6 protein-coding genes are annotated in these 6,234 nt (G+C 41.5%); 2 read left to right on the forward strand and 4 right to left on the reverse strand.

Annotation, left to right across the window (positions count from 1 at the left end):
- Positions 1–90: 90 nt before the first annotated feature.
- Both HWQ36_RS00835 and hemW read right to left on the reverse strand, forming a co-directional pair.
- A complete protein-coding gene (locus HWQ36_RS00835) occupies positions 91–987 on the reverse strand; it encodes a UTP--glucose-1-phosphate uridylyltransferase (RefSeq protein WP_292697085.1) in 897 nt (298 codons plus the stop codon).
- 45 nt (positions 988–1,032) lie between these two features.
- On the reverse strand, positions 1,033–2,202 hold the full coding sequence (gene hemW / locus HWQ36_RS00840) for a radical SAM family heme chaperone HemW (RefSeq protein ID WP_292697088.1): 1,170 nt from the start codon (positions 2,200–2,202) through the stop codon (positions 1,033–1,035).
- A 383-nt stretch (positions 2,203–2,585) separates the two neighbouring features.
- Here hemW and HWQ36_RS00845 point away from each other — a divergent pair, with 383 nt between their 5' ends.
- Positions 2,586–3,662, forward strand: a complete 1,077-nt coding sequence (locus tag HWQ36_RS00845; RefSeq protein ID WP_292697091.1) for a PIN/TRAM domain-containing protein — start codon at positions 2,586–2,588, stop codon at positions 3,660–3,662.
- Positions 3,663–3,726: 64 nt separating this feature from the next.
- On the opposite strand, the gene HWQ36_RS00850 is transcribed toward HWQ36_RS00845, so the two are convergent.
- Together HWQ36_RS00850 and HWQ36_RS00855 are read right to left on the reverse strand one after the other, a co-directional pair.
- Positions 3,727–3,858, reverse strand: coding sequence for a hypothetical protein (locus HWQ36_RS00850; protein WP_292697094.1), 132 nt, complete (start codon positions 3,856–3,858; stop codon positions 3,727–3,729).
- 80 nt (positions 3,859–3,938) lie between these two features.
- The gene (locus HWQ36_RS00855; RefSeq protein WP_292697097.1) at positions 3,939–4,325 is read right to left on the reverse strand and encodes a VOC family protein; all 387 of its coding nucleotides are present in this window, start codon (positions 4,323–4,325) and stop codon (positions 3,939–3,941) included.
- A 198-nt stretch (positions 4,326–4,523) separates the two neighbouring features.
- On the opposite strand from HWQ36_RS00855, the gene HWQ36_RS00860 reads away from it, so the two are divergent.
- Positions 4,524–5,903 (forward strand): esterase-like activity of phytase family protein, encoded by a 1,380-nt coding sequence (locus tag HWQ36_RS00860; RefSeq protein WP_292697100.1) that lies wholly within the window; start codon positions 4,524–4,526, stop codon positions 5,901–5,903.
- Positions 5,904–6,234: the final 331 nt, after the last annotated feature.

Below are 6,234 nucleotides of genomic sequence, written 5' to 3' on the forward strand. Positions count from 1 at the left end.
ATTACGAATTACGAATTACGAATTACGAATTACGAATTACGAATTACGAATTACGCGAAGCGGTACTAGTCGCCTCAATAATTTTGGAACTTAGATTAATCTGAAATTTCTAAAATCAATCATTGTTTGACGATAAGCTTCTGGTAAACCTATATCAAAACAGTTACCTTTAACAATATATCCTGTCATTCCCTCTTCTTGACGCAATTTTTCCAGACAGGATGTTAACTGAAATTCACCTCGTTCTCGGAAATTTTGCTTGATATGTTCTGCTAGAAAGTCAAAAATTTTCGGCGTAAGTAAATACAATCCAAATATGCCTAAAAACTCATTTTCTGCCATTCCCTCTAAGTGCAAATGCTGTTGTGCATACTCAATAGTTGGTTTCTCATAGAGTTGTGTAACCGACAAAATCGAGTTTAACTCTTGCCAAACTCCTGTTACACAACCAGCTTTATGAATAATTTCTGCTGGCATTTTAGTTATGCCAACAACGCTTTGATTAACTTGTTCGTAAATACCTAAAACTTGACTAGCACAAGATTTTTCAATATCAGATGTATAAATGTGGTCGCCCAGCATTAACAAAAATGGCTCATCTTTTACCCAATCTTTAGCACAAAATACCGCATGACCATAGCCTAATTGTTCCTCTTGCAATAAGATGGTGACTTTGCTACCTAAATCTTCGAGATATCGGCTATATCCTTTATTCTGCGGTGAAAGTTTATCTAAAAGTTCTTTTTTGGGTGGATTTTTCAATAAATCTGCAAATATTTCTTGATCGTCCGGCTGCACCACAATCCCCACTTCTGCAATTCCGGCACTAATTGCCTCTTCAATAATTGCGAGAATGACAGGTTTTGCCCTACCATCTCGATCAATAATCGGGAAAAGTTCTTTTTTCACAACCTTGGTAGCTGGAAACAACCGAGTCCCAAAACCAGCCACCGGAATCACAGCTTTTCTAACTTGATTTTTCTGCATAAACCTCCCCTCCTCTCTCTGCGGACTCTGCGCCTCTGTGGTTCGTCACCCCAACTTCTCAAACAACTCCGCTAACACCACATTAGAAAACAAAAACCCTTGGGGATCAATCAAACGCAACCTTCCCCCAGTAACTTCTACCCAACCTTTATCAAAATACTTTTGCAAACACCAGCAAATTTCCTCCACCTTCTCTTCCCCAAACGCCTCCAAACTCAAACCCTCCGCCAAACGCAACCCCAACATCAACGTTTCTAACAATACTTCCTTTGGGGGGGTAACATCACAATCAATTACACCGCCAGCTTCCACCCACTGGTAATACTCCCTAGTCTTGCGCGGACGAGTGAAGCGTTTCCCCTCAGCATAACTCGCCGCACCCATGCCAAAGCCGTAGTAAGGGCGGTTTTCCCAATAAACTCGATTATGCTTACACTGATGATCGGGTTGAGCATAATTAGAAATCTCATAATGCTCATAACCTGCACCAGTCAAAACCTGCTGCGCCATCTGGTACATTTTGACTGTGGCTTCATCCGTGGGTAAAGGAGTATCACCAGGTTTGTAGTAACGACCAAAGGCTGTACCTGGTTCGATGGTAAGATCGTATATGGAAATGTGAGTGGGTAAAAGTGCGATCGCTTTAGTTAGAGAATCCTGCCATTGATCCAAAGACTGATGCGGCAACCCAGAAATTAAGTCTAAGCTAAATTCGGGAATCTCAACTTGGTGGATTAACTCCACAGCTGCGAAAATATCTTCAACTGAGTGCGATCGCCCCGCCCTTTGCAATAATTCTTCTTGAAAGGCTTGTACACCCAAGCTTACCCGGTTCACGCCTGCACTGCGATAGCCTGCTATATGGGCTAAATCAAAGGTAGCAGGGTCAATCTCCATAGAAATCTCTGCCCCAGACGCAATACCAAAATACTTCTCCAATTCTCCCACTATCCGTTGTAACTGTTCCGTTGATAGCAGCGAAGGAGTACCACCACCGAAGAAAATTGTCTTTAAGGGTTGACCAAAGGTTGGTGTAATGGCAATTTCTTGACATAGCACCTCAACATATTGGGAGATAGTACCAGATGTTTCGCCCCGCAAGCGATCGCCCACAACAGAAACCGGGAAATCGCAATAAAAGCACCGCCGTCTGCAAAAGGGAATATGCACATAAGCAGAACTCGCAATTCCAGAAACACTAAATTTTTGACTCATTTTGAGAAAAGTTTTAAGTTAATCCAACTGCGAATTAGAGACAATGAAAATGAGGAAGAATAAAGGCGTCAGTCGCCAGAATCCAGAATAATTGGAAAATCAAGCGTGCAATAACTTCTTGATTTTATTAAAATTATTAAGTTTGGGTATCAAAGTCTTCTGACTTCTGAATTCTGACAAAATGAGTAGTTTATTTACAAATTTTTGTCGTTTTACAAAGAAACAATGAAAAATATTAAGATAAAAGCCTTTAGTTATAATAATTGCAGATATTGTCAGCCTAAACCCTTAGTGTAAGTCAATATTGATGAGTTTATCTTACCGATGAAATAAAAAATACTTAACTTTATCGGTGAACACAGTTGCAGGAAAACAACATAACCATGCTTGACGCAATTATAATTCTCTCATTTATCCTGGCAGCGTCGGGAATAGGGTTCTACAGCATTGAACTACTACCCAATGGCACGTTAGATCAGGTAACAAATCTTGAAGCTTTACGCTTAGTTGTTGCTGTATTTGCCGCTATTATTGGTGGTGCGATCGGGCTGAGTTTCCAGACGACATATCGCCGCCTAGAATCACAAGTCAAAGAAATGCCTCTGGAAGTGATCTTAACTCGTGCCATTGGCTTAGTAATTGGCTTATTGCTAGCTAACCTCATGCTAGCCCCACTATTTTTGCTACCTATCCCGGCAGATTTTGGATTTATTAAGCCACTTGTGGCAGTTGTCGGTAGTATTATTCTCTCCGTCACTGGCATGAATTTGGCAGATACCCACGGACGAGGCTTGCTACGGTTCATTAATCCCAACACCGTCGAATCGATGGTTGTGGAAGGAACGCTAAAACCAGCTAATACCAAAGTTTTAGACACCAGTTGCATTATCGATGGTCGCATAGAAGCGCTATTAGAAACAGGGTTTCTGGAAGGACAAATTCTTGTACCGCAATTTGTCTTGCAAGAACTTCAACAAGTAGCGGATGCTAGCAAAGACCAAAAGCGGGTGCGGGGAAGACGAGGACTAGAAATTCTCAACCGCATTAAAGAAGAATATCCCGATCGCATTTTGATTAATGCAGTTGATTACGACGATATTCCCACAGTGGATGCCAAGTTAGTGCGTTTTGCCCAAGAAATTAGCGGTACACTGCTAACCAACGACTACAACTTATCTAAAGTTGCCAGTGTACAGAAAGTACCTGTTTTGAATGTGAATGATTTAGTAAACGCCGTCCGTCCCAGTTACTTACCTGGCGACAACCTGGATTTAAAAATTCTTAAAGAAGGTAAAGAACCCAGTCAAGGTATTGGCTACCTAGATGACGGCACAATGGTAGTAGTTGAAGAAGGTAGCAGTTATGTTGGTGGTGAACTGCGAGTAGTAGTTACCAGTGCTTTGCAAACTACCGCAGGAAGAATGATTTTTGCCAAACCCCAAGCATCAGCATTGGCGTGAGAGAAATGTCTGGTGCAATTACATATAAATTGTGCAATCGGTGCAGGTTGACTGCACCGATTATTTATTTGGACTCACCAGATTCACTTACCTGTAAATATTGTAACTGCTCAATTGATAACCCTATCAATAAATTCATGGCGTGTCCCAGCAAATTAGATCCCCGACTTCTTTGAGAAGTCGGGGATCTGGACATCGCACATTTTCACAAATCATTTAGGATTGCTATAGCTTGTTCATTTGCTATTTATTTGCAATTCCAAAAATTTATATATTCTAATTTTCATAAATCTCTAACGGCAAATTATCTGGATCTTTAAAAAAAGTAAATTTCTTACCTGTGATTTCGTCAATTCTGATATTTTCTGTTTCTATACCTTGCGAGTTTAAGTAAAAAACAGTTTCATCAATATTATCAACTTTAAAAGCAAGATGTCTTAAACCACAAGCCTCTGGACTACTAAATCGTTGCAGAGGATTTGGAAAGGAGAATAACTCTATCTGACCATTTTCTCCAACTTTTAAATCTAATTTATAAGAATTTATTTCGGCACGAAAAGTCTCTTTAATAATCGTAAAGCCTAAAGTTTCGACATAAAATGTTTTGGAGCGGTCGTAGTCAGAACAAATAATAGCTATATGGTGAATGTCGGTAATTTTCATGGAGATTTTGTTTTTTATACAATTATTAAGAGAGTGTATGCAGTTGCAACACAACCACATTACATTTTCTGAGGTTGAGTGCTTTAATAATCTTTGCTTAATTCAAGCTTAATTTTTATTTAACCGTTAGAAATAGATACTAGTAAAAAACTGACAATATTGCTCAATAAATACTGTCTTTGAAAATATAGAACTGATATGCTCAACAAAAGTCTAATTTTGTCCTTGTTGGCGCTACTTGCTGTGGCTCCTGCCGCAAATGCAGAGGTTAAATTAATTGCAATTGGGAGCCTAGATGGTAACATTAGCGATCGCTCCAACCAAACATCTGCTCCCCTTGAAAACGGTGTTCCGGGAAACCTCTTAGGTGGACTAGGGTCGGGATTGGCCTACGCTGGCTGTAACACCTTTATCGCTATCCCAGACCGAGGCCCAAATGCCCTGTCATACAACAGTGCCGTCAGTGACACAGCATCCTATATCAACCGCTTCCAAACTATCAAGGTGAAACTCTCACCAAGCATTGGTTCATCATTGCCTTTCACACTTACCCCTTACTTAATTGATACGACTCTGCTATTCAGCAATGAGCCTCTTTACTATGGGAATGGTGCGGGATTGGGGTTAGGCAGTGGTGTGCCAGCCTTGAATACCAAGAATAAAAACTATTTCACTGGACGTTCAGACAACTTCAACCCCACCCAAATCTCGACATATCCCAACAATGCCCGTTTCGACCCTGAAGGGGTGCGTGTATCCAATAATGGCAAGCAGATATTTATCTCTGACGAATACGGCCCTTATGTATATCAATTTAACCGCAATACAGGTAAGCGGATCAGGGTCTTTAACCTTCCTAACAAGTTTGCAGTCAGTAACTTAAGTCCCGTTAGTGATACAGAAATCACTGGCAACACGTCTGGTAGGGTTGCGAACAAAGGCATAGAAGGGCTTGCAATTACTCCCAACGGTAAAACCTTGGTTGGTATTTTGCAGAGTCCACTGCTCCAAGATGGTGGTACTGGTGGTGCTTATACCAGAATCGTCAAGATTGACATAGAAACAGGTGCTACTGAGGAATATGCCTATCAGCTAGATAATATTGGCACCTCGGCTAAACCAAAATATCCCACAGTCAGCGAGATTTTAGCCATCAGCGATCGCGAATTCTTAGTAGATGAACGCGATGGCAAGGGGCTTGGCGACGGCTCCAAGGCTGTTTTCAAGAAAATCTATCGGATCGATCTGACAAATGCTCAAGAAGTAAGCAATATCACCGGGGAAAACAACCTTGTTGGTAAGGCGGTAAGCAAGACCCTGTTCCTAGACGTGGTGGCTGCACTAACTCAAAACGGCATCAAAGAAGAGAACATTCCTGCCAAGCTTGAAGGTTTAGCCTTTGGAGAAGATATCGTTATCAACAGAGTGAAAAAGCATACGTTATTTATCGCCAATGACAACGACTTCGTTGGTACTATAGCGCCGGGTATTGACAACCCAAACAAATTTTTCGTCTTCGCGGTTGACACTACTGACCTGCCAGGTTTCGTGTCGCAAGATATCAAAGGGGAAGATTGATATTCAGTTCAGTTGATATTTAATCATTAGAAGCTGTTAGAGTAGGCAAAATGCCCACTTTAACAGCTTCTTAGAGAATGTTTGAAAAGTCTTCTTATCGGATATCAAAAGTTCTAGATCCCCTCTAACCCCCCTTAAAAAAGGGGGAACCGGAATCAAAGTCCCCCAATTTATCGGGGAGCCACTGCGGGAACAGGGGTCTCCCCCGCCGCAGGATGCGCGTAAAGCCTTCTCTACGAGACGCTGCGCGAACGGCATAGCTTCGCTTAGCGCAAAGCGTCTCCAAGAGTTGCGCTGTAGTGAAGCAAGTGGCGTGGATTTAGGGGGATCT

The sequence above is a fragment of the Nostoc sp. NMS2 genome, from assembly GCF_017115105.1.
Lineage (GTDB): Bacteria > Cyanobacteriota > Cyanobacteriia > Cyanobacteriales > Nostocaceae > Nostoc.

What these genes read in the sequence shown, in the direction of transcription:
- HWQ36_RS00845 (WP_292697091.1), top strand. Translation starts at nt 2,586, where the DNA reads ATGCTTGACGCAATTATAATTCTCTCATTTATCCTGGCAGCGTCGGGA.
- hemW (WP_292697088.1), bottom strand. Translation starts at nt 2,202, where the DNA reads ATGAGTCAAAAATTTAGTGTTTCTGGAATTGCGAGTTCTGCTTATGTG.
- HWQ36_RS00850 (WP_292697094.1), bottom strand. Translation starts at nt 3,858, where the DNA reads ATGTCCAGATCCCCGACTTCTCAAAGAAGTCGGGGATCTAATTTGCTG.
- HWQ36_RS00860 (WP_292697100.1), top strand. Translation starts at nt 4,524, where the DNA reads ATGCTCAACAAAAGTCTAATTTTGTCCTTGTTGGCGCTACTTGCTGTG.
- HWQ36_RS00855 (WP_292697097.1), bottom strand. Translation starts at nt 4,325, where the DNA reads ATGAAAATTACCGACATTCACCATATAGCTATTATTTGTTCTGACTAC.
- HWQ36_RS00835 (WP_292697085.1), bottom strand. Translation starts at nt 987, where the DNA reads ATGCAGAAAAATCAAGTTAGAAAAGCTGTGATTCCGGTGGCTGGTTTT.